Origin of the sequence: Streptomyces sp. NPDC026206 (assembly GCF_040638465.1) — a bacterium.
GTDB lineage: Bacteria > Actinomycetota > Actinomycetes > Streptomycetales > Streptomycetaceae > Streptomyces.
The window spans coordinates 71530-93964 of sequence record NZ_JBEZYL010000010.1 but is presented as its reverse complement, the minus strand read 5'-3'; the positions used below and the strand labels follow the sequence as shown (position 1 = coordinate 93964).

Here is a 22435-nt window from a genome sequence, read left to right as displayed (position 1 = left end):
CCTGTGTCGCAGGCGGCCTTGACCCCCGTCCAGGGCCGCCTCGTCCGGGCCGCGCGCCGTCAGGAACGGCGTGCCGCGCTGATCTCTCTCAGCTCGGTGAGCACGGCGTCCACCACCGGGTCGTGGTAGACGTCCGCGACGCGTGCCAAGTGCTCGTGCTCCTCGGCCGGGTCGGCGCTGACGGTCATCACCACGCTGTCGGCGTGGGGCATCGGCACATGTCCGGTCTGCTGGTTCGCCAGGCCCCGGCGCAGGGCCGCGGCCTCGACCACGGCGGCGAGCCGGTGCTCGTCGAAGGAGGCGGCGGCCGCCTTCCGCCGGGCGATGTCCAGGGCGGCGGGCTCGACATGACGCCGGACGCCGCGCTGGATGTCACGGATCTCCGCCATCTGCCGGTTGGCCCGCCACTCCAGGTCCGCGATGGGCCAGCGGTTCGTCCAGCGGGACTCGCCGATGGTGACCTCCGGGGCGTGGGCGGTGACCTCCCGCCACAGCGGCCCGAGCCGGCGCAGCCGGCGCCAGGCGGCGGCCCGGGGGCCGACGGCGGGCAGCGAGAACCCGAGCAGGACCAGCAGCGCCGCCACCGAAGCGCTCATCGGCGCCACCCCGTTGGACAGCCAGTACACGTCGTACCCGGTCCAGGTCAGCACGAAGCCGGCCAGCTTGCAGGCGCAGTACAGCAGGCCCAGCCAGCAGCCGGCGGCCAGCGTCCGAAGCCCCTTGGAGAGCCAGGACCTGCCCAGTTGGGTGGCGTAGCGCGGACACAGGGTGCCCAGCCCGGCGAGGCTGATGCCGAAGATGGCCAGGTACAGCATCAGGAAGGCGACCACACCGGGTGCGCCGGCGTAGGCGGTGCTGAAGTCGCGGGGGTGCTCGACGGCGTCGGGCCGCCCGAGGGCGAAGCACACGATCGCCGTGGTCCAGGCCACCGCCAGGGCGCCCACGGCCCACCGGGAGCGGACGGCCGCACGGGCGTGGGCCGTCTCGTCGCCCCTGCTGGTCCAGCGCAGCAGCAGTACGGTCGCCCCCGACGCGAACAGCACGACGGCCGAGTAGAGGAAGACCATCGCCAGGTTCGCCACGCCGGTCAGCCGGTCGAAGGCGCGGTAGACGCTGGGCGCGGAGAACAGGAAGACCACGGGCACGCCCGAGGTCATCAGGGCGGTCAGTCCCAGGTCCGTGTTGTCCCGGTCGCGGAACCATGCGCGGGCCTTGTAGCCGACGATGGCCCAGGCGATGGCGCTGAACGCCAGGTAGAGGAGGTCAAACACCGGCGTCGCCCCCTGCCCCCGCCTCGGGGCCCGCGCCGCCGCCGTCCTCGCGCCGCATCCTGCTGCGTACGTGCTGCAGCGCCGGCCCGAGCGAGGCGGCGAGCTCGGCGGCGTCGCCCGTCAGCGGCAGGTCCTGACCCGGCGGCGGGGGCACCACCTTCGCCATGAGGAGGGTGCCCAGGATCTCCGTCTCGCGCTCGGTGAGGTTGTCGTAGCAGTGGTGGCGCGCCAGACCCATGCTCAGGCCCATGCGCCGCATGGCGGTGGCCACGTCGACCGAGGGCGTCCACACCTTCAGGGCGTCCTCGGTGACGGCGGGGTCCTGGTCGTGGCCCAGCAGCAGGTGGCCGATCTCGTGCAGCACGATGTGGACCTGGTGCCAGGGCGAGGTCTTCTGCTCGTAGACGACCCAGAACGCCTCGTCGGTGGTGGCCGTCATGCCCGAGACGACACCGTCCAGGCTCATCGGCACCAGGTGGATGGGCCGGCCGACGCGGCGGGCGACGGCATCGCACATGCCGCGCAGATCGGTCGATGAGGGCAGCGCGAGCTCCGCGATGAGCTGCTTGCAGCGCCGGCGTATCCGCCCCACCCGCATGCTTGCACCGTCCTCGTCCTCGGTACGCCGCCAGTAAGTGAAGAGCCGGTCCTCCGTCATGACGGTCACGGGCGCTCCTCACCACCCGCGTCGGGCGGGTCGGACGGAAGGTTCATCTGCTGCCGGAACTGGGAGATGATCGTGGTCAGGCTGTCCTGCACCTCCGGCGGCAGACCCACCGAACGCAGGGCGATCGCCCGGACGCGCTGGTCCCTCATGGCGACGAGGAAGCGGACCTCCTCCTCGACCCGGGCGGCCTGCGAGGCGGACAGGTCACCCATCAGATAGCCCACCGGCACGGCGAAGAACTTCGCCAGCGCCCGCAGGACGTCCGGACTGGGGTTGGCACGCTTGCCGTTGCGCAGCATCGACAGATACTGCTCGGTGAGGGTGACCCCGCCGTACTCCTCCCCCTGGCTGATCTCCTCGGCCACGTGCCCGTTGGTGTAGGGGGCACCGGGCGGGTGCATGTTCGCGAACAGGTAGTTGAGCCGCTGCGCGAGCGGGCTGCCCGCGTCACCCGCCGACCTGTCCCCCCCGACCGCCATCTGCCCCGTTCCTTCGCACCCTGTGTGTCACACGGCTTCCAGGCCTTTCACGGCCAGTTAAGTGCAGACCGGCCGCCAGAGGCATCCTGTCACGGGACGAACGCCGAGCACTAGTCCGCCGCCGTTACAGGCAGATCAAAGGACTTAACCGGGAGTTGAGGCGGCTCCGGGGCGGCGGCCGCTCGTCTACGGTGGGGGCTCGACGGAGAACGGGGCGAAGTGCCGGTAACAGTGCCGGCAAAGGGTTGCGGGGGCGGCGTGCAGCACGGTATAGGCGACGACAGCATGCGGAGCGGGGAGCGGGGAGCGGGGAGCGGGGAGCGGGGAGCGGGGAGCGGGGAGCGGGGAGCGGGGAGCGGGGAGCGGGGAGCGGGGAGCGCGGAGCGCGGAGCCCGGAGCCCGGAACCCGGAACCCGGAACCCGGGGAGCCCGGAGCCGGAAGCCGGGGAGCCCGAAGCCGGGGAGCCCGAAGCCCGGAACCGGGGGCCCGAAGCCCGGAACCGGAAGCCGGGATCGGCCGTGGCGGAACCCGGACCGACCGTGGCAGGAAGCCGGACCGACCGTGGCAGGAGCCGGGATCGACCGGGGCAGGAGCCCGGACCGACCGTGGCAAGAACCGGGATCGGCCGTGGCGGAACCCGGACCGACCGTGGCAGGAACCCGGACCGACCGGGGCGGAAGCCCGGACGGACCGGGGCGGAGTCGGAAGCCCGGATCGGCGGATCTGCTGTGGCGGGGGATTTGCGGGTGCCGGTCGGGGCGGACGCCTCGCGGTGGCGGACGTTCGAGGGCGGCCGGGTGCTCGTCGCGGCGGCTCGTACCGTCACCTCGACCGTCCGCCTGCTGGAGGTGCTCCCCGCACTCCTGCGATCCGACCCGCGCGTCGACGTCGTCTTCGCCTTCGACCCCTCCTCCGCCTTCGACGACGGCGTCCATGACCTCCTGCGCTCGGCCGGGGTGCGGATCATGCCGTGGGACCAACTGTCCCGCGTCACCTGCCACCTCGTCGTCTCGGCGAGCGAGAACATCGACCTGACCGGCATGGGCGCCGGCTGCCCCGTGCTCGTACTGCCGCACGGCGTCGGGTTCCACAAGCTCGTGCCCGACTCGCGGGGCGAGGGGCGCAGGCTGTCCGGGGTCATGGACGACCCACGGGCCTGGCATGCCGTCTCGCACCCCGACCAGATCACCCAACTCGCCGGTCACCACCCGTCGCTGGCCTCCCGCACCCGTCTGATCGGCGACCCCTCCTACGACCGGATGCTGGCCTCGCGGCCGTTGCGCGCCCGCTACCGGGAGGCGCTGGGCGTCCCCGACGACCGGCGGCTGGTGCTGGTGACCTCCACGTGGGGGCGCCAGTCCCTGCTCGGCTCGGACCCGGGCCTGCCGGCCCGGCTGGCGGCCGGGTTGCCGCTCGACGAGTACCGCGTCGCCGCGGTCCTGCACCCCAACGTGTGGTTCGCGCACGGCCCCTGGCAGGTCCGGGCCGTCCAGGCCGCCGCCTTGGACGGCGGCCTGATGCTGATACCGCCGCACCGCGGCTGGCAGGCCGCCCTGGTCGCCGCGGACGCCGTGATCGGCGACCACGGCTCGGTGACCTTGTACGGGGCGGCGCTGGGCAGACCGCTGCTCCTCGCCGCGTTCGGCGAGGAGTCCGTGCCGGGCACGCCGATGGCGGAGCTGGGACACCTCGTGCCGCGCCTGGAGCCGTACGAGCCGTTCGGTGCGCAGCTGGAGCGGGCCGTGGCGGAGCATGACGCCGAGCGCGTGATGAAAGTGGCGGGCGGCGCCTTCGCCGAGCCGGGGTACGCGCTGGAGCGGCTGCGGTCGGCGGTGTACGAGCTGCTGAAGCTGGCCGAACCGGCTTCCGGGCCGCCTCCGCTGTACGCCTGCCCGCCGCCCGTGGCCGACGGCGGTGCCGTCACGGCGGCCTGGGTGAGCACAGCGGTCACCGCCGACGGCGTGAGCGTCGAGCGCCGCCCGGCGAGCGGCGCCCAACCGGAGGAGGGGGCCATGGAGTTCTGCCACCTCTCCTGCGACGAGTCCGAACAGGACCTGCGGCTGCTCGGCAGCGCGTCAGTGATCACTTCCGGTGTGCGGCACGGATCGGCCGCGACCGCCGTGCGCTGGGCCCGTTCCACGCTCGCCGCCTGGCCGGGCAGCCGCCTCGTCACGGCGCCGGTGCCGGGCGGTTGTGTGTCCGTCCTGCGCGACGGCCGTGTCGTGGAGTCGACCGCGACGGGCCCGCCGGCCGATGCCGCCCTGCACGCGGCCGTCGTCTACGCTCACCTGCGCGCGGGCCGCCCCCTGACCGGGACGCCGACCCTGCGTGCGGGACGGCGTGGGGAGGACGTGGCGCTCAGGGAACGGAACAGGGAACGGAATTCAGCCCACCGCTAGCCGTCGCCCAGCCCCTCCAGGCGCTCCCGCACCTCCTCCGCCCGCGGGCTCCCGTCCTGCTGGAGCAGCTCCACGGCCCTGGTCAAGTGACGGCGGACCGCCGCAGGCTCGCCCGCACGCACGGCGAGATCCGCCAGCGCCTCCCGCACCTGGGCCTCGTAGAACGAGGCGCGCTGCTCCCGCAGCATCTCCGCCGCGCGCCCGAGCGCCCGTACGGCGTCCTCCGTGCGGCCCAGGTGGTCGTGCGCCATGCCCATGGCCGCCAGGGCGCGGCCCGCCATGCGCTGGTCGCCGAGGCTGATGAGCCTGCCGCAGGCGTCCGTCAGCGTCTCCAGGGCGAGCTCGTGCTCGCCGGTGGCGTCCTGGGTGCAGCCGGTGAAGTAGCGGACGAGGGCGACGCCACGCCACTCGCCGGCCCGCGTGTTCAGGCCGAGAGCCTCCCCGTACTGGGCCAGTGCGCGGGACGGTTCGAAGAGGTCCCAGTAACGGGCGGAGAACTCCCGCACCGAGGCGCGCAGCACCAGGTGGTCGGTGGCGTCGGCCAGGCCGAGGGCCAGGTCGAGCTCCCGGCGGGCGCGGCCGGGGAGGCCGATGTCCATCAGGGGCCGGGAGAGCAGGCTGCGGAGCCTGGCTTCCATGGCCCGGTCCCGCAGACGGGCGGCGGCGTCGGCGCCGAGGGTGCCGGTGTCGATCCAGTCGGTGAGGTGACGGTGGTTGAGGTAGAGGGCGGTGAGGGCTTCGGCGAGCTGTGCCGCCTGCTCGTCGAGGCCCTGGCCGACGGCCGTGCGCAGCACGGCGACGGCGTTGTGCCGCTCCGCCTCCAGCCAGTTCAGCGCCGCGTTGCGGGCGTCGGTGCCGGCGAAGGGGTCCTCGTGGGCGTCGAGCAGCCGGCCGTGGTCGGTGACGCGCAGCCGGTTTCCCATCACGGCCCGGTCGGCGAAGGCGGCCCGTACGACGTAGTGGCCGACGACGCGGCGTGCTGCGCCGGCCCGTTCGGCCCCGGTCTCGCCGCCGTCGCCTTCCGCAAGGGAACGGGCGTGCAGCCGTACGAGGTCGTGGAGGCTGTAGCGGCCCGTCGGCTTGCCGTGGACGATCTCCTCCTCCAACAGGCTGGCGGAGTGCAGGTCCTCCAGCAGGCGGCGCACGGTGGGCTCGTCCCGGCCGTCCACGACGGCCGCGGTCTCCACGTGGAACGTACGACCGGGGAGGAGGCCGAGCCGGCGGTAGAGCACCAGGGCCTCCGGGGGCAGGTCACGGCAGGCCAGGGCGAGTGCGGCCGCCACACTGCGCCGGGAGTCGCCGGTGCCGACGGACAGCGCGGCCAGTCTGCTCTCCTCCGCCGCGAGCTCCTCGACGACCGCCGCGAGGCCGAGCCCCCGGCGGGCCGCGAGGCGGGCCCCGACGATCGTCAGCGCGAAGGGCAGGCCACCGCAGCACTCCACGAGCCGTTCAGCGGCCTCCGGTTCGGCTTCGACACGGTCCACGCCGCAGAACTTCGCGAGGAGTTCCCTGCCGTGCTCGGCACTGAGGGGTTCCAGAGGCATCGGGTGCGCACCGTCCAGGGAGAGCTCGTCGAGGCGCCGGTTGCTGGTGACCACGACCGCGCTGCCCGGCGCGGCGGGGACCAGCCCGAGGACCTGTGCGGGCTGGGTGACGTTCTCCAGCACCAGCAGGATGCGCCCGTGCTCGGCGGTCTTCCTGCGGTAGAGCGCGTTCAGCTCGGCGCCCGGGACGGACAGGTACCTCTCGGCCACCTCGAACGCGCCGCGCAGGACGTGAGTCTGTGCGCCGCGGACGTCGCCTCCGCCGGAGCGGCCGGACGGACGGCCGTCCCAACTGCCGCCGAGTTCGGCGAAGTCGACGTGGAGGACACCGCCGTCGTACCGGTCGCGCACGTCCTCCGCCCAGCGCCGGGCCGTGCTGCGCGCGCCGATGCCGGGCACGCCGCTGATGACACAGGTGCGCGGCGTACCGCTGCCCGCTCCGCACAGCCAGTCGTGGAGGGCGGCCAGTTCCTCGGTGCGGTTGACGAACCTGGGGGTACCCGGGGGCATTTCATAGAGGGGCTTCGGCGGTTCGGGGGCAGCCGGGGAGCGGCAGTCGTTGTAGACGATGTCCCCACCGGCCTGCAACACCTGGTGGGCGTTGCCCGTGAAGGCGTTGCCCGAGAAGGCGTTGCCCTCCGGGGTGCCCTCGCTCATCGAAGCGTCACATTGATGTCCCGGCCCTGGTAGAGGTTCCCGACCCTGGCGTTGCCCGACACCGTGTTGGTGACCGTGCTGTTGTCGACGGACAGGACGGTCCTCGCCTGCTCCTCCCACTGCCGGTACTCCGCCGTCAACGCCTCGTCCTGGAAGATGCCCCCGAACAACAGCGCGGCCAGCGCCTGGACCTCCTGCTGGTCACCCGGGTCGGCCGGCAGCGGCACGGGCGCACCGTCCTCCTCCCGGCCCCGCCTCAGGGCGCGCCGTGTGAGGTCCACGAGCGAGCCCCAGACCTGACGTCCCGCTTCCGTCCCGACGGAGCCCGCGGCCGCCGTCACCGCGGTCGTGATCGCGTCGAGAGACACCGGATCGACCATCGCCAACTCCCCACCCTGTGACCGGACAGCCCGGACAACCCAACTCACTGGTGTCCACAGGCTACCGGCTGCCTCTGACAGCACTGTGCGGCGTTGTGGTGAATCCTGTCGCGTCGGCGTCTCGCCACTCGTATCCCGGCCGTAGGACGATGACACGCTCGCCTCGTACGTGCCGTTCATGCCGTTCGCGCACCAGAGAGGATTCGTTCATGCGCAGCAGACCCTTTGCCATACGCGGGTGTCTCACCGCCCTCTCCGTCGCCCTGCTGTCGGTGGCGACCGTCGCTCCCGCCTCGCCCGCCGCCCCCGCCCCATCCGTCACGTCCGCCGCGTCCGCCGACACCTACTGGACGCCGGACCGCATGCGTACCGCCCTGCCGGTCGCCGGCGCGCGCCGGGCGGGAGCGGCCGCGGCCGCGGCCGACGAGCCCGTACCGCCGAGCCACCCCTTCGACGGCCTGCCGCAAGTGGGGACGTTCTTCTGGACCGACGGCCAGAACCAGGGCCGCTTCTGCGGCGGCACCGTCGTCCGCAGCCCGCACCGCGATCTCGTCGTCAGTGCCGCCCACTGCCTGCGCTCGCCCGACCCGAAGAAGCAGCTGTCGTTCGTTCCGCAGTATCACGACGGCCTCAAGCCGCACGGCGTCTTCCCGGTCGAGCGCATCCACATCGACCAGCGGTACTACGACCTGGGCACCGCCGGCGGCGCGCGCTGGGACTACGCGGTCGTGCGGCTCGGCCGGCGCGCGGACGGGGCGAAGGTCCAGCGTGCCGTCGGCGGTTTCGACCTGGCGATCCGCCCGGGGTACGGCCATGAGGACGTACGGCTGATCGGCTACCCGGGAAGCAGCGACGCCACCTACCCCAAGCCGCTGGACTGCCGCTCCTCCACACACCGTTACACCAGTACGGACCCGCAGGCTCCGGGCGACTTCCTGGAGATCGCCTGCGCGGGCTATGTCGGCGGAACCTCGGGCGGGCCGTTCCTGGTGCGGGAATTCGGCGGCTACGCGCTGATCGGCGTCATCGGCGGCTATCACACCGGCGGCGACACCCCGGACATCTCCTACAGCTCCTACTTCACCGAGGATCTGCTGGAGCTGTACCTGCGGGCCGTGGACGGCGAACGGCCGGCGACGCGCTGAGCTGCCGGCGGCGGCACCCCGGGCTGTGCGGGGTGCCGCCGCGCGGCCGCCGGCTAGCGCCGGCGCGGGTGGCGGGTGAGGGTGTATCCGCCGACGGCCGCGAGCGCGCCCAGCACGGCGCCGCCCACGGTCCACGCCCAGCGGGAGGTGAACCAGCCGCCGTTCCAGCCACTGTCCGGCTCGGCGACGGCTGCCGCGTGCAGCGGCGCACCGAGCTCCCCGCCCTCGGCGCGTTCCCCGCCCACGTCCTCGGCGGTCGCCTCGGCCTCCGCCTTCACCGGCAGTCCGAGGTCGCGGTCGGGGGCGTCGACGACGGTGATCCGGATGTAGTAGGCGCCGGGCAGCGGGTCGTTGGCCCAGCGCTCGGACCAGGGGCGCACCGTGCGCAGGGTGCAGGTCAAGGTCACGGAGGCGTCCTGCTGTGCGGCCCGCTTCGTCTGCTCACCGGACGTGCAGGCCTGGCGCCGGCGCAGCCCGTCGAAGACGTCGAGCTGCCAGGTGGCGGAGCCGTGCCGCGCGGACGCCTCCGGCAGGGTCACCGTGGCCTTGGCCGTGGCCTTCTGCCCGGCCCCGGCCGGGAACTGCCAGTAGAGGTAGTCGCCGGTCGAGGCGTCGGCCGTCGCCTTGTGGCCCTGCTCGATGGCGGTGGCGGTGCGGAATGCGGTGCCCGCCTCGGTGGGCGCCTTCTCGTCCGCCGAGGCCATGGCGGCCGGGGCGAACAGGGCCGCGCCGGTGAGCAGCCCGGCCGTCACGGTCCGGGTCGTACGCTGTGCACGCATCAGTTCTCCCTCCACACCGCGACGCGCCAGCGGGCCAGCCAGCCCCACAGCAGCCCGGCGAGCAACCCGGTCACACCCAGGACGGCCAGCAGTACCCAGCCCCGGCCGAGCCCGAAGGCCGCCAGGTCGGAGGGGTTGTCGGGGGACTTCACCAGGTCGACGGCCAGCTCGACCGGAAGGCCGGGCTCGCGCTTGACGGAGGGGGGTGCGGAGAAGGAGTTGGAGACCTCCAGGCAGACCGTCCGCGGATTCTTGTCGTCCTTCTTCTCCCCGATGGGGTAGCGCAGTCCGGACGACATCACGTCCGTACGCCCGCTGCCGGCATCGCTGCCGCGCACGAGCTCCTGGCCGCCCTCGGTCACGGCGCGCAGCAGCACGCCGTAGTCACGGTCGACCGCGCGGTCCGCGCCGACGCTCACCGCGGCGCGCAGCTCCTGACCGGGCTTCACCTTCACGCGGTACCAGCGGTGCTCGGAGAACTTCTCCCGATCGGTCCAGATCCCGGCGCCGAGCTCGGGGGCCTTGGAGCACTCGCTCGCGCCCTCGGTGGGCTTCGGGGTCTCCACGGGCTTCTCGGCACGGCGTACGAGCTGCTTGATGCGGCCCGAGAGCTCGTCCTTGTGCTGCACGGAGGTGTACGTGCCGCCGGTGGCCTCGGCGATGCAGCTCAGCTGCTCACGCGTCTTGTCGTCGTGCGCCAGGCCGAGGGTGTCGACCGTCAGGTGCGTGCTCTTGGCTGCGAGTTCGCGTGCCACGTCGCACGGGTCGGGCATCCCGCAGGAGTCCTCACCGTCGGTGATGAGCACGATCCTGCGCGTACCGCCGTCCGTGCCCAGGTCCTGGTCCGCGCCCCGCAGCGCGTACCCGATGGGCGTCCAGCCCGTCGGCCGCAGCGTGGCCACGGCCGCCTTGGCCTCGGTCCGGTCCACCTTGCCGACGCGGTAGAGCTGCTTGCTGTCGCGGCAGCCGGTCTCCTTGTCGTCACCCGCGTAGTCGGCCCCGAGCGTACGGATGCCGAGCCGCACCCCGTCCGGCACCGCGTCGATGACCTCGTTGAACGCCTGCTGCGCGGCCGCCATCCGCGACTCGCCGTCCACGTCCCGGGCACGCATCGAGCCGCTGACGTCCAGCACCAGCTCGACCTTGGGGGAATTCTTCGGGGGGCCGTCGGCGGCGCTCGCCGGCACGATGCCCCCGGCCAGGGCGGCGAGCAGGGCACAGACGCCCGCCGCCAGCCGTTTTGTGATGATCATCCGCAGATCCTAGTGACGGACGGACGGCGACCCCAAAAAGCGGGATGTCAGCGTCCGGTACGTCCCCGGCCGGGCACTCGGTGCACGTGCCGTCCCGGCCGGGCGGTGCTCCCCACCACCCGGCCGGGACCGGCCGGGCTCAGTCCTCCCCGCCCTCCAGCTCGCCTTCCGTCTCCAGGAAGGCCTGCCGCAGGGCGTCCAGGGTCTCCGCGTCCGGCTTGGCCCACATGCCGCGGCTCTCGGCCTCCAGGAGGCGCTCGGAGATGCCGTGCAGGGCCCAGGGGTTGGCCTGCTGGAGGAAGGCGCGGTTCTCGGCGTCGAGGACGTAGGTCTGGGCGAGCTTGTCATACATCCAGTCGGGCACGACGCCGGTGGTGGCGTCGTAGCCGAACAGGTAGTCCACCGTGGCGGCGAGTTCGAAGGCGCCCTTGTAGCCGTGGCGGCGCATGGCCTCGATCCAGCGGGGGTTGATCACGCGCGCGCGAAAGACGCGGGAGGTCTCCTCGACGAGGGTGCGGGTGCGGACCGTCTCGGGGCGGGTCGAGTCGCCGATGTAGGCCGCGGGGGCCTTGCCCTTGAGGGCCTTGACCGTGGCGACCATGCCGCCGTGGTACTGGAAGTAGTCGTCGGAGTCGGCGATGTCGTGCTCGCGCGTGTCGGTGTTCTTCGCCGCGACCGCGATGCGCTTGTAGGCGGTCTCCATCTCCTCCCGGGCCGGGCAGCCCTCGAGGCCACGGCCGTAGGCGTAGCCACCCCAGACGGTGTAGACCTCGGCGAGGTCGGCGTCGGTGCGCCAGTCGCGGCTGTCGATGAGCTGGAGCAGGCCGGCGCCGTACGTGCCCGGGCGGGAGCCGAAGATGCGGGTGGTGGCGCGGCGTTCGTCGCCGTGGGCGGCGAGGTCGGCCTGGGTGTGGGCGCGGATGTGGTTCTGCTCGGCCGGCTCGTCCAGGGAGGCGACGAGTCGTACCGCGTCGTCGAGGAGGCCGATGACGTGCGGGAAGGCGTCCCGGAAGAAGCCACTGATGCGCAGGGTCACATCGATGCGGGGACGGCCGAGCTCCTGCAAGGAGATGGGCTCCAGGCCGTTGACGCGCCTGGAGGCGTCGTCCCACACCGGGCGGACACCCAGCAGCGCCAGCGCCTCCGCCACGTCGTCGCCCGCCGTGCGCATCGCGCTCGTGCCCCACAGGGACAGACCCACCGACTCCGGCCAGTCGCCGTTGTCGGTGCGGTAGCGCTCCAGGAGGGAGTCCGCCAGGGCCTGGCCGGTCTCCCAGGCGAGGCGGCTGGGGACGGCCTTGGGGTCGACGGAGTAGAAGTTGCGGCCGGTCGGCAGGACGTTGACCAGGCCGCGGAGCGGGGACCCGGAGGGGCCCGCCGGGACGAAGCCGCCCGCGAGGGCGTGCACGGCGTGGTCGATCTCGTCGGTGGTGCGGGCCAGGCGCGGGACGACCTCGCGGGCGGCGAAGTCGAGGATGGCGGCGACCCCTTCGGGCTGACCCTCGGCGGCCTCGTCCACCGCGGCCGGGTCCCAGCCCGCGTCCTCCATCGCCTGGACGAGGGCGCGGGCCTTGGCCTCCGCCTCGTCCGCACCGGTGCGGGTGGCGGCCGACTCGTCGAGGCCGAGGGCCTCGCGCAGGCCGGGCAGGGCGGCGGTGCCGCCCCAGATCTGACGGGCGCGCAGGATCGACAGGACGAGGTTGACGCGCTCCGGGCCGGTGGGGGCGCCGCCGAGGACGTGCAGGCCGTCGCGGATCTGGGCGTCCTTGACCTCGCACAGCCAGCCGTCGACGTGGAGCAGGAAGTCGTCGAAGCCGTCGTCGTCCGGGCGGTCCTCGAGCCCGAGGTCGTGGTCGAGCTTGGCGGCCTGGATCAGGGTCCAGATCTGGGCGCGGATGGCGGGCAGCTTGGCCGGGTCCATCGCGGAGATGGCGGCGTACTCGTCGAGGAGCTGCTCCAGGCGCGTGATGTCGCCGTAGGACTCGGCGCGGGCCATCGGCGGCACGAGGTGGTCGACGAGCGTGGCGTGGGCGCGGCGCTTGGCCTGGGTGCCCTCACCGGGGTCGTTGACGAGGAAGGGGTAGACCAGCGGCAGGTCGCCGAGGGCGGCGTCGGGGCCGCAGGCGGCGGACAGGCCGGCGTTCTTGCCGGGCAGCCATTCCAGGTTTCCGTGCTTGCCGAGGTGGACCATCGCGTCGGCGCCGAACCCGCCGTCCTCGCGGGAGGCGGCGATCCAGCGGTAGGCGGCGAGGTAGTGGTGCGAGGGCGGCAGGTCGGGGTCGTGGTAGATGGCGATGGGGTTCTCGCCGAAGCCGCGCGGCGGCTGGATGAGGATGAGGAGGTTGCCGCGGCGCAGGGCCGCCAGCACGATGTCCCCCTCGGGGTTGCGGCTGCGGTCGAGGAACATCTCGCCCGGCGGCGGCCCCCAGTGCTCCTCGACGGACTCGCGCAGCTCCTGCGGCAGCTGCCCGTACCAGCGCCGGTAGTCGGCGGCGGGAATGCGGACGGGATTGCGGGCGAGCTGCTCCTCGGTGAGCCACTCCTGGTCGTGGCCGCCGGCCTCGATGAGGGCGTAGATCAGCTCGTCGCCGTCGCCGGACTTCAGGCCGGGGACCTCTTCGGTGCCGAAGTCGTACCCGTCTTCGCGCAGGCGCCGCAGCAGGGCCACGGCACTGGCGGGGGTGTCGAGACCGACGGCGTTGCCGATGCGGGAGTGCTTGGTGGGGTAGGCGGAGAGGACGAGCGCGATGCGCTTGTCGGCGGCCGGGATGTGGCGCAGCCGGGCGTGGCGTACGGCGATGCCGGCGACGCGGGCGGCGCGCTCGGGGTCGGCGACGTAGGCGGGCAGGCCGTCCTCGTCGACCTCCTTGAAGGAGAACGGGACGGTGATGATGCGGCCGTCGAACTCGGGAACGGCGACCTGGGTGGCGGCGTCGAGCGGCGAGAGGCCCTCGTCGCTCTCCTCCCAGGCGCTGCGCGGTCCGGTCAGGCACAGGGCCTGCAGGATCGGCACGTCGAGGCCGGCGAGGGCGCCGGCGTCCCAGGACTCGTCGTCGCCGCCCGCGGAGGCCTCGGCCGGGCGGGTGCCGCCGGCGGCGAGGACGGTGGTGACGACGGCGTCGGCCGCGCCGAGGGCCTCGATCAGCTCCGGCTCGGGAGCGCGCAGCGAGGCGACGTACAGCGGCAGGGCACGCCCGCCGGCCCTCTCGATCTGCTCGCACAGGGTGTCGACGAAGCCGGTGTTGCCGCTCATGTGGTGGGCGCGGTAGTAGAGCACGGCGACGAGCGGACCGCAGGCGCCCGGCGCGGGCGTGCGCTCCAGGTGGCCCCAGGTGGGGGCGGCGGCCGGGGGCTCGAAGCCATGGCCGGTGAGCAGCACGGTGTCGCTGAGGAAGCGGGCGAGCTGTTCGAGGTTGGCGGGGCCGCCGTGGGCGAGGTAGGCGTGGGCCTCGGCGGCGATGCCGATGGGGACGGTCGAGGCCTCCATCAGCTGGGCATCGGGGGCCTGTTCGCCGGTGAGGACGACGACGGGGCGGTCCTGGGCGAGCAGCAGGTCGAGCCCCTCCTGCCAGGCGCGGATGCCGCCGAGGAGCCGTACGACGACGAGGTCGGTGCCCTCCAGGAGCGCCGGCAGGTCGTCGAGCGCGAGCCGGGCGGGGTTCGCGAGCCGGTAGGGAACCGGACCCCGATGAGCAGCAGCCGCGCGGGCGCTGAGCAGGTCGGTGTCGGACGTCGACAGGAGAAGGATCACGCGGCGCTCCCGAGTGCTTCGAGGGTCGCCCGGAGTGCGCGGGGCCGGAATGTGCGCATGCGGCGGCAGGCCTTCCTCGGGGTCCGCGCCCCGGGCGGTTGGAGGACGGCGGGAGTTCCTGACTCGCGCGGCATCGCTGCCGTGCTCACAGTGGCGGGACCGCGCCGGAGTCTCACCGGCTTCCTCCCCTGACGCCGTCGCTGGCGTATGGCGGGCCGGAATCCCATGGAGACTGCCCACCTGGTGAGCATAGTAAGCGCTGGTGATCCGGTACGGGACGGTGCACCGGGCGTGAGCGTCGGTATGCTCGCCGCCATGCCTGTGCCCCCCACATCTCCCGCGGACCGGGACGAGACGTGCCGAACCGGCGCGACCGTGCGCGACCGCGTCGACGCGTGCCCCGGTGCGCTGCGGCTGCACGCCGCCGACGACGGGGCGCTGGCCCGCATCCGGGTGCCGGCCGGGTTGCTGACAGCACGTCAGGCCATGGTCCTGGCGGACATCGCCGACGGGCTCGGGGACGGGAATCTCGACATCACCTCGCGCGGCAATCTGCAGATCCGCGGCCTCCCGGAAGGCTGCGGCGGCGAGTTGGGCGGGCGGTTGCGCGCGGCGGGGCTGCTGCCGTCGGACCGGTACGAACGGGCGCGCAACGTGGTGGCGTCCCCGCTGTGCGGACTGGACGGGCGGCAGCCCGGGGACGCGGGGGGCGCGCGTACGGCGGGAGGCGCGCGCGGCGACGTCCAGGCCTGGGCGCGAGCTCTGGACGCGCTTCTGTGCGCCGACAGCGATGACGAGGGCGGCGGCGCGGGCGGAGACGCCACCCCCCTCGACGGCCATCGCAGCGACAGCACAGCCGACTTGTCGGGTTTGTCGGGCAGATTTCTCTTCGGTCTCGACGACGGACGCGGCGACATCGTGGCCCTCGGCCCCGATGTGACATTGATCGCAGGCGAGGACGGGCGCAACGCCCTGCTGTGCTTCGGCACCGACAGCGCGGAGGGCGCGCTGCGCATCGCCGCCGCCGACGCACCGCACGCGGCCCTGCTGGCCGCACGGGAGTTCCTCGCGGCGCGGCGCGAGAGCGGCAGCAGGGCCTGGCGCGTGCGCGACCTGGCCCCCGGACAGCGGCCGGGCCCCGGCCGGTTGGCCGAGCGGCTGGCTGCCGCCGGCATCGCCTGCACGCTCGTGCACCCGGCCGCGCCGCCTGTCGGCACCCCGCCGCCCCTGGGCCCGGTCCACGGCAACGACGGCCGCTGGGCCCTGTCGGTGGCCGCCCCCCTGGGGCGGCTCACCACCGGCCAGTGGCGGCTCCTGGCCCGTACCGCCGACCGGGACGGCGACGGCGAACTGCGTGTGACACCCTGGCGCGGCATCGTCGTCCCGGGCCTGACCGCCCGCTCGGCCGCGGACCGCCTCGCGGCGCTCGCGGACGCGGGCCTGGTCACGTCACCCGGGTCCGCCTGGCACCACGCGGGCGCCTGCACGGGCCGCCCCGGCTGCGCGAAGTCGCTGGCGGACGTACGGGCCGATGCGGCCGCCTGCCTCACCGGGGTGCGCCCTGGCGGCACCGGTCAGCTGCCGGTGTACTGGTCCGGGTGCGAACGGCGCTGCGGACACCCGGCGGGCGGCCGGTGGGTGGACGTGCTGGCGACCGGCGACGGCTACCGGGTCACGGTACGGAACGGGGCACAGGACGAGACGGTACGAACGGTGACAGCGGAACAACTCGCCGGCACGGTGGCGAAGGCACGCACGACAGCGACAACACCCCGCACGACATGAACGACGAAGGCGACGAAAGCACAGTGTTCGACTACGAAAAGGACGGCGCGTCCATCTACCGCCAGTCCTTCGCCACCATCCGCGCCGAGGCCGACCTCGGCGGACTGCCGCCGGACGTCGGTCAGGTCGCGGTACGCATGATCCACGCCTGCGGGATGACCGATCTCGTACCGGACCTGGCCTACTCCCCGCAGGTCGTGGCCCGGGCGCGTGAGGCGCTGCGCGCCGGGGCGCCGGTCCTGTGCGACGCGAACATGGTCGCCAGCGGCGTCACCCGCAAGCGGCTGCCCGCCGGCAACGAGGTGCTGTGCACCCTCGCCGACCCTGCGGTCCCCGAGCTGGCCGCCCGCATGGGCACCACCCGCAGCGCGGCCGCGCTGGAGCTGTGGCGCGAGAAGCTGGACGGCGCGGTGGTGGCGGTCGGCAACGCGCCCACCGCGCTGTTCCGTCTGCTGGAGATGGTGGCCGAGGGGGCGCCACGCCCGGCCGCGGTCATCGGGATCCCGGTGGGCTTCATCGGCGCCGCCGAGTCGAAGGATGCGCTGGCGGACAGCCCGCTGGGGCTGGAGTACCTGGTGGTGCGGGGCCGGCGCGGCGGCAGCGCGATGGCCGCGGCCGCGATCAACGCGATAGCGAGCGAGGAAGAGTGAGCGAGCAGCCTTTGACGACGGAGCGCCCGACGGGCCGGTTGTACGGGGTGGGGCTCGGCCCCGGCGACCCGTCGCTGATGACCGTACGCGCCGTCGAGGTCATCACCTCGGCCGACGTCGTCGCCTACCACAGCGCCCGGCACGGCCGCAGCATCGCGCGCTCCATCGCCGAACGCCACCTGCGCCCCGGCCACATCGAGGAGCAGCTGGTCTACCCGGTCACGACGGAGACCACGGACCACCCCGGCGGGTACCGGGGCGCGATGGAGGAGTTCTACGAGGAGGCCGCGGCCCGGCTCGCCGCGCACCTGGACGCCGGGCGCACGGTGGCCGTGCTCGCCGAGGGCGACCCGCTCTTCTACAGCTCGTACATGCACATGCACAAGCGGCTCGCCGACCGCTATCCGACGGAGGTGGTCCCCGGGGTCACCTCGTTCAGCGCGGCGGCGGCCCGGCTGGGCGAGCCGCTGGTGGAGGGCGAGGAGGTGCTGACGATCCTGCCGGGCACGCTGCCCGAGGAGGAGCTGGCCGCGCGCCTGGCCTCGACCGACTCTGCCGTGGTGATGAAGCTCGGCCGTACGTTCCCGGCGGTGCGGGGCGCACTGGAGCGGGCGGGCCGGCTGGCGGAGGCCCGTTACGTCGAGCGCGCGACGATGAGCGGCGAGCGCACGGGCCGGGTCGCGGACGTGGACCCGGAGTCGGTGCCGTACTTCTCGGTGGCGGTGCTGCCGAGCCGCGTCGGCGCTCCTCCCGTCGCGCACCGGGGCGAGGTCGTCGTCGTGGGCCTCGGCCCGGCGGGCCCGCTGTGGCTGACGCCCGAGGCGCGGGGCGAGCTGGCGGCCGCGCAGGACGTGGTGGGCTACAGCACCTACGTGGACCGGGTGCCGGTACGGCCGGGCCAGCGCCGGCACGCGTCCGACAACAAGGTCGAGTCCGAACGCGCCGAGTTCGCGCTGGACCTCGCCCGGCAGGGGCGGCGGGTCGCCGTCGTCTCCTCCGGCGACCCGGGCGTCTTCGCGATGGCCACCGCCGTCCTGGAGGTCGCCTCCGACGACCCGTACCGCGAGATTCCTGTCCGCGTGGTCCCCGGCATGACGGCCGCGCACGCCGCCGCCTCCCGGGCCGGCGCGCCCCTCGGCCACGACTACGCGGTCGTCTCCCTCTCCGACCGCCTCAAGCCGTGGGAGGTCATCGCCGAGCGCCTGCGCTCCGCGGCCGCCGCGGACCTGGTCCTCGCCCTCTACAACCCCGGCTCCCGCAGCCGCATCTGGCAGGTCGGCAAGGCACGCGACCTCCTGCTGGAATACCGCACCCCGGACACCCCGGTGGTCCTGGCCCGCGACGTGGGCGGCCCGCAGGAGAGCGTACGGATCGTCCGCCTCGGCCAACTCGACCCTGCGGACGTCGACATGCGCACTCTCCTGATCGTGGGCTCGACGCAGACCCGCGCGGTACGGCGGGGCAAGGACGGCGCCGAGGAGATCGTCTGGACGCCGAGGCGGTATCCGGAGGGCTGACAAGGTCAGCCCTCCGGCGATTGAGGACCGGGGTCCGGCGGGGCCCCGGTTACGGGAAGGGGCGGGACCGGGGAAACAACCTCCGTACCCACTCCACCGCCTCCGCCGGTCCGGCCACCTCCGGCACCCCCTGCGGGACCGGCGGGCGCCGGACCACCAGCACCGGCACCCCCGCCTCGCGGGCAGCGACAAGCTTCGCCGCCGTCGCCGCCGCGCCGCTGTCCTTCGTCACCAGGACGTCGACGGCGTGGCGGCGCAGGAGTTCCCGTTCGCCCTCGACCGTGAACGGGCCGCGGTCCAGCAGGGTCTCCATGCGGGGCGGCATGGGAGGTTCGGGCGCGTCCACGGAGCGGACGAGGAACCACATGTGCTCAAGGTGCGCGAAGGCGGCCAGGCCCATCCGGCCCGTGGTCAGGAAGGCGCGCTCCCCCAGCGCGGGCAGGGCCTCCGCGGCTCCCTCCAGCGAGGCGACATCGTGCCAGTGGTCGCCCTCCGTCGCGACCCAGCCGGGGCGGCGGACGGCCAGCAGGGGAACATGGACGTCGGCGGCCGCCTGTGCCGCGTTGAAACTGATCGTGCCGGCGAAAGGATGGGTGGCGTCGATGAGTGCGTCCACCTGCTGCTCGCGCAGCCAGCGGGCCAGGCCCTCGGGCCCCCCGAACCCTCCGATCCGTACCTGCCCCGGGAGCAGCCGCGGCTCGGCGACGCGTCCCGCGAGCGAGCTGGTGACGCGCAGCGCGGGGTCGGCGGCCAGCTCGGCGGCGAGCCGCCGGGCCTCGGTCGTGCCGCCGAGGATCAGGATGTGGCGCCCGGCGCCGCTCATGACGTATCGCCCTTCCGTCGTTGCCCGGTCGGCCAAGCCTACGGTCGGAGATCCCCGTGACTGACGTCGAGGCCGCCGGCGGGCGCACCGCCCAGCTGCAGCACACCGGGCTCCGCCATGGCTGGACCACGGGCGCCTGCGCCACCGCCGCCGCCACGGCGGCGTACACCGCCCTGCTCACCGGGGAGTTCCCCGACCCGGTGCCGATCACCCTGCCCAAGGGCCAGACGCCCGCCTTCGCCCTCGCCGCCGAGGAGATGTGCGAGGGCGGCCGGGAGGCCATGGCCGGAATAGTCAAGGACGCGGGCGACGACCCGGACGTCACTCACGGCGCGCTGATCCGGGCCACGGTACGGCTCCTGCCGCCCGGTTCCGGTGTGGTGTTCCGCGCCGGTCCCGGCGTGGGAACGGTCACCCGGCCGGGGCTGCCGCTGGCGGTCGGCGAGCCGGCGATCAATCCCGTGCCCCGCCAGATGATGCGCGACCACATCGCCGAGGTCGCCGCCCGGCACCGCGGTACGGGCGACGTCGAGATCGAGGTCTCCGTCGATCACGGCGAGGAGATCGCCCGCTCCACGTGGAACCCGCGGCTGGGCATCCTGGGTGGCATCTCCATCCTGGGCACCACCGGCATCGTCGTCCCCTATTCCTGCTCGGCCTGGATCGACAGCATCCGGCGCGGCGTGGATGTGGCCCGCGCGGCGGGTCGTACGCACGTGGCGGGCTGTACGGGCTCGACGTCCGAGAAGGTCGCGGTGGCCGTGCACGGACTGCCCGAGGACGCCCTGCTGGACATGGGCGACTTCGCGGGGGCGGTGCTCAAGTACATCCGCCGGCACCCGGTGGACCGGCTGACCGTCGCCGGCGGCTTCGCCAAGCTCTCGAAGCTGGCCGCCGGCCACCTCGACCTGCACTCGGCGCGCTCCCAGGTGAACAAGGAGTTCCTCGCGGAGCTGGCCCGCCGGGGCGGTGGCGACGCCTCGCTGGCCTCCGCGGTCGCCACCGCGAACACCGGGCTGGAGGCTCTGCGCCTGTGCGAGGCCGCCGGCGTCCCGCTCGGCGACCTCGTCGCCCGCACCGCCCGCGACGAGGCGCTGGCGGTGCTGCGGGGGGCGCCCGTCGCGGTCGACGTCCTCTGCATCGACCGCGCGGGGATCATCGTGGGGCGTGCGGAGCCACGAGGGCCGCGAGATCCGTGAGCGCTACGCATCTTTTGACGGGCGAGTCAGTTCCCGCAGCGTTCGCGGTCCGTGGAGTACAGGTAGCTGTCGGGGAACTGCTCGGCAGCCAGCGTGCGGCCGACGATGATGACCGCCGTGCGGACCACGCCGGCGGCCCTCATCCGGTCGGCGATGTCGGCGAGGGTGCCGCGCAGGACGAGTTCGTCGGGGCGGCTGGCCATGGCGACGACGGCGGCCGGGCAGTCGGGCCCGTAGTGCGGGAGCAGTTCCGTGACGACGCGGTCGGCGTAGCGGGCGGCCAGGTGCAGGACGAGGAGGGCGCCGCTGCGGCCGAGGGTGGCGAGGTCCTCGCCGGGCGGCATGGGGGTGGCCTGCTGGGCGATGCGGGTGAGGATGACGGTCTGGCCGACGGTGGGCACGGTCAGTTCGCGGCCGAGGGCCGCGGCGGCCGCGGCGAAGGCCGGGACTCCGGGGACGATCTCGTAGGGGATGCCCGCCGCGTCCAGGCGGCGCATCTGCTCGGCCACGGCGCTGAAGACGGCGGGGTCGCCGGAGTGCAGCCGGGCGACGTCCTGGCCGGCTTCGTGGGCCCGTACGAATTCGGCGGTGATCCCGTCCAGGTCCATCCGGGCGGTGTCGACCAGGCGGGCGTCCGGCGGGCACTCGGCCAGGAGTTCGCGGGGGACGAGGCTGCCGGCGTAGAGGCAGACGCCGCACCGGGCCAGGGTCCGCGCGCCGCGCACCGTGATGAGGTCGGCGGCGCCCGGGCCTGCGCCGATGAAGTACACGGTCATGGGTGGGCCTCCTGGTGCGGGTGGGTGTGTGCGGTGGGGTGCGTCGTGGGGCGGGGCCGGGGCGGCTGCTGCGGCCCCGGCCGCCTGGTCACCGCCCACTGCGTCACCGGCATGGCCTGGCGCCAGCCCGTGAAGCCGCCGACCGGCACGGCGTGCGCCACCGCCAGGCGGGTCAGTTCGCCGCCGTGCCGCCGGTACCAGTCGGTGAGCAGCGCCTCGGATTCGAGGGTGACGGTGTTGGCCACCAGTCGGCCGCCCGGGGGCAACGCCTCCCAGCAGGTGGTGAGCAGACCGGGGGCGGTCAGGCCGCCGCCGATGAACACGGCGTCGGGGGTGGGCAGGTCGGTAAGGGCCGAGGGCGCGGGGCCGGTGACGACGCGCAGGGTGGGGACACCGAGGGCGTCGGCATTGCGGGTGATGCGCTCGGCGCGTACGGGGTCGCGCTCGACGGCGACGGCCCGGCAGGAGGGGTGCGAGCGCATCCATTCGATGCCGATGGAGCCCGATCCTCCGCCCACGTCCCACAGCAGCTCGCCCGGCGCGGGGGCGAGGGCGGCGAGTGTCGCGGCCCGTACGTGGCGCTTGGTCAGCTGGCCGTCGTGTGCGAAGGCTTCGTCCGGGAGGCCAGGGGTCAGAGGGAGGCGGAGCGCGGAGGGGTCGCGTCGGCACTCCACGGCTATGACGTTGAGCGGGTCGCCGGGCAGGTGAGGCCAGTCCTGTGCGGCGCCCTCCACGCGGCGCTCGCGCTCGGCGCCCAGCTGTTCCAGTACGGTCATCCGGCTCGGGCCGTAGCCGCGCTCGCGCAGCAGCGCCGCGACGGCGGCGGGCGTCTCCGCGCCGGAGCTGAGCACCAGCAGGCGGCGGCCGTCGTGCAGCGCGGCGGAGAGCGCGGCCGGCGGGCGGCCGACGACGCTGATCACCTCGGTCGCCTCCAGCGGCCAGCCCAGCCGGGCGCACGCGTAGGAGACGGACGAGGGGTGCGGCAGCACCCGCAGCCGCTCGGCGCCGAGGATCCCGGCGAGGGTGCGGCCGATGCCGAAGAACATGGGGTCGCCGCTGGCCAGTACGCACACACGCCGGCCGGCGTGCGCGGCGAGCAGGCCCGGGACGGCGGGGCGCAGCGGGGAGGGCCAGGCGACGCGTTCGCCGGTGCAGTCCCCGGGCAGCAGGTCGAGTTGGCGGGGGCCGCCGATGAGCACCTCGGCGCGGCGCAGTGCCTCCCGGGAACCGGGGGCGAGGCCGGACCAGCCGTCGGCGCCGATACCGACGACCGTCACGGGGGCATGGCTCACGGCGTACCTCGGGGTCGGGCTGCGATCAAGGGGCACGGGAACTCTACTGACCTGCGGTGACCGCACC

17 protein-coding genes and 1 riboswitch are annotated in these 22435 nt (G+C 74.0%); of the genes, 6 read left to right on the top strand and 11 right to left on the bottom strand.

The window, feature by feature from the left end:
• Positions 1–59 precede the first annotated feature (59 nt).
• Genes AB0F13_RS16675 through AB0F13_RS16665 form a run of 3 tightly spaced genes read right to left on the bottom strand, consistent with a single transcriptional unit; the run spans position 60 to position 2417 of the window.
• The gene (locus AB0F13_RS16675; protein ID WP_362081821.1) at positions 60–1271 is read right to left on the bottom strand and encodes an MAB_1171c family putative transporter; all 1212 of its coding nucleotides are present in this window, start codon (positions 1269–1271) and stop codon (positions 60–62) included.
• Positions 1264–1929, bottom strand: a complete 666-nt coding sequence (locus AB0F13_RS16670) for a hypothetical protein (RefSeq protein WP_362082098.1) — start codon at positions 1927–1929, stop codon at positions 1264–1266. Before AB0F13_RS16670 ends, AB0F13_RS16675 begins: the two co-directional genes overlap by 8 nt.
• A gap of 5 nt (positions 1930–1934) precedes the next feature.
• On the bottom strand, positions 1935–2417 hold the full coding sequence (locus AB0F13_RS16665) for a helix-turn-helix transcriptional regulator (protein WP_362081818.1): 483 nt from the start codon (positions 2415–2417) through the stop codon (positions 1935–1937).
• A 747-nt stretch (positions 2418–3164) separates the two neighbouring features.
• Between AB0F13_RS16665 and AB0F13_RS16660 the strand changes: the two genes are divergently transcribed.
• Positions 3165–4817: a hypothetical protein gene (locus tag AB0F13_RS16660; protein ID WP_362081815.1), complete on the top strand. Its 1653-nt coding sequence runs from the start codon at positions 3165–3167 to the stop codon at positions 4815–4817.
• Here AB0F13_RS16660 and AB0F13_RS16655 read toward each other — a convergent pair.
• Entirely contained in the window at positions 4814–7018 is a 2205-nt protein-coding gene (locus AB0F13_RS16655; RefSeq protein WP_362081812.1) for an NB-ARC domain-containing protein, read from the bottom strand. The two genes, AB0F13_RS16660 and AB0F13_RS16655, sit on opposite strands and share 4 nt — an antisense overlap.
• Positions 7015–7398, bottom strand: coding sequence for a hypothetical protein (locus AB0F13_RS16650; RefSeq protein ID WP_362081809.1), 384 nt, complete (start codon positions 7396–7398; stop codon positions 7015–7017). The genes AB0F13_RS16655 and AB0F13_RS16650 overlap by 4 nt, the downstream gene beginning before the upstream one ends.
• Before the next feature lie 209 nt (positions 7399–7607).
• On the opposite strand from AB0F13_RS16650, the gene AB0F13_RS16645 reads away from it, so the two are divergent.
• Complete coding sequence (locus AB0F13_RS16645) at positions 7608–8543, top strand: trypsin-like serine protease (protein ID WP_362081806.1); 936 nt, start codon at positions 7608–7610, stop codon at positions 8541–8543.
• Between the two features lie 53 nt (positions 8544–8596).
• Here the strand turns inward: AB0F13_RS16645 and AB0F13_RS16640 are convergent, their stop codons facing one another.
• The 3 genes from AB0F13_RS16640 to cobN form a co-directional block, all read right to left on the bottom strand.
• Positions 8597–9322, bottom strand: coding sequence for a hypothetical protein (locus AB0F13_RS16640; RefSeq protein ID WP_362081803.1), 726 nt, complete (start codon positions 9320–9322; stop codon positions 8597–8599).
• Positions 9322–10575 (bottom strand): VWA domain-containing protein, encoded by a 1254-nt coding sequence (locus tag AB0F13_RS16635; RefSeq protein ID WP_362081800.1) that lies wholly within the window; start codon positions 10573–10575, stop codon positions 9322–9324. Before AB0F13_RS16635 ends, AB0F13_RS16640 begins: the two co-directional genes overlap by 1 nt.
• A 139-nt stretch (positions 10576–10714) precedes the next feature.
• Positions 10715–14326 carry a cobaltochelatase subunit CobN gene (gene cobN / locus AB0F13_RS16630; RefSeq protein WP_362081797.1) on the bottom strand — a complete coding sequence of 1204 codons (3612 nt, stop codon included), beginning with the start codon at positions 14324–14326 and terminating at the stop codon, positions 10715–10717.
• Positions 14327–14438: 112 nt separating this feature from the next.
• Positions 14439–14512, bottom strand: a riboswitch (cobalamin riboswitch).
• A 129-nt stretch (positions 14513–14641) separates the two neighbouring features.
• Here cobN and AB0F13_RS16625 point away from each other — a divergent pair.
• From AB0F13_RS16625 to AB0F13_RS16615, 3 genes are read left to right on the top strand one after another with little or no spacing between them, the layout of a single operon-like run.
• Positions 14642–16111 (top strand): cobalamin biosynthesis protein CobG, encoded by a 1470-nt coding sequence (locus AB0F13_RS16625; protein WP_362081794.1) that lies wholly within the window; start codon positions 14642–14644, stop codon positions 16109–16111.
• On the top strand, positions 16108–16761 hold the full coding sequence (locus AB0F13_RS16620) for a precorrin-8X methylmutase (protein ID WP_362081792.1): 654 nt from the start codon (positions 16108–16110) through the stop codon (positions 16759–16761). The genes AB0F13_RS16625 and AB0F13_RS16620 overlap by 4 nt, the downstream gene beginning before the upstream one ends.
• Positions 16758–18278: a precorrin-2 C(20)-methyltransferase gene (locus AB0F13_RS16615; RefSeq protein WP_362081789.1), complete on the top strand. Its 1521-nt coding sequence runs from the start codon at positions 16758–16760 to the stop codon at positions 18276–18278. Before AB0F13_RS16620 ends, AB0F13_RS16615 begins: the two co-directional genes overlap by 4 nt.
• Before the next feature lie 49 nt (positions 18279–18327).
• Here the strand turns inward: AB0F13_RS16615 and AB0F13_RS16610 are convergent, their stop codons facing one another.
• The gene (locus AB0F13_RS16610) at positions 18328–19101 is read right to left on the bottom strand and encodes a cobalt-precorrin-6A reductase (RefSeq protein WP_362081786.1); all 774 of its coding nucleotides are present in this window, start codon (positions 19099–19101) and stop codon (positions 18328–18330) included.
• Positions 19102–19157: 56 nt separating this feature from the next.
• On the opposite strand from AB0F13_RS16610, the gene AB0F13_RS16605 reads away from it, so the two are divergent.
• Positions 19158–20300, top strand: a complete 1143-nt coding sequence (locus tag AB0F13_RS16605; protein ID WP_362081783.1) for a cobalt-precorrin-5B (C(1))-methyltransferase — start codon at positions 19158–19160, stop codon at positions 20298–20300.
• Between the two features lie 26 nt (positions 20301–20326).
• Here the strand turns inward: AB0F13_RS16605 and cobM are convergent, their stop codons facing one another.
• Positions 20327–21076 (bottom strand): precorrin-4 C(11)-methyltransferase, encoded by a 750-nt coding sequence (gene cobM / locus AB0F13_RS16600; RefSeq protein ID WP_362081780.1) that lies wholly within the window; start codon positions 21074–21076, stop codon positions 20327–20329.
• A complete protein-coding gene (gene cbiE, locus AB0F13_RS16595; protein ID WP_362081777.1) occupies positions 21073–22368 on the bottom strand; it encodes a precorrin-6y C5,15-methyltransferase (decarboxylating) subunit CbiE in 1296 nt (431 codons plus the stop codon). The genes cobM and cbiE overlap by 4 nt, the downstream gene beginning before the upstream one ends.
• Positions 22369–22435: the final 67 nt, after the last annotated feature.